General features: G+C 37.8%; 1 pseudogene. It reads right to left on the reverse strand.

What is annotated here, in order from left to right:
• Positions 1-624, reverse strand: a pseudogene (locus tag U881_RS12810) (tape measure protein); the annotation flags it as partial.

Consider the following 624-nt stretch of genomic DNA (forward strand, 5'->3'; position numbering starts at 1 on the left):
AAGCCACTTATAACAAAATTTATAGAATTCTTAAACCCTTCAACAAAGGTCGTACCAACATATACTACAAACTGTTTTAATTGATCAAGTCCCATACCTATAACTTTGATCAAACTTTTAAACCCCTCTGTAAATTTCCCAAACAGATATCTTCCAAGCTCACCTAGCTTATTACACAGATAAATTGTTCCCGAAGTAAGCTTGGTTATTGGCAAAATAATTCCTATAAGTAACCCTTGTTTTACTTTCTCATARCCAACCATTAGAGGCTCAAAAGCTTGTCCAAGTTCTAGAAATAGYTTATTACTAATCTTAGAAGTCTGCAACTGAGCATCTGCTAAAGTCTTTGCTTCACGAGCAGTATTACCATAAAATTTACCACCCTCACTTGTAGCATTCTTTAATGCAGTGCTCATCAAATCAAATCCAAGTCGACCTTCGTTTGCCATCTCAAACAAAGCTTCCCCTGTAACTCCAGCTTCCCCTGCTAAAACTTCAGTAAGATCAACCCCAGCATCACGAAGTGCTATAAGATCCTCTACAGCAATATCATTTTTCGACTCAATACTAGAGTAAACCTCAGCCAATTTCTCAAGGCCTGCACTACTTCCTCCTGCAACCTCT

It is taken from the genome of Borrelia persica No12 (genome assembly GCF_000500045.1).
Taxonomy (GTDB): domain Bacteria; phylum Spirochaetota; class Spirochaetia; order Borreliales; family Borreliaceae; genus Borrelia; species Borrelia persica.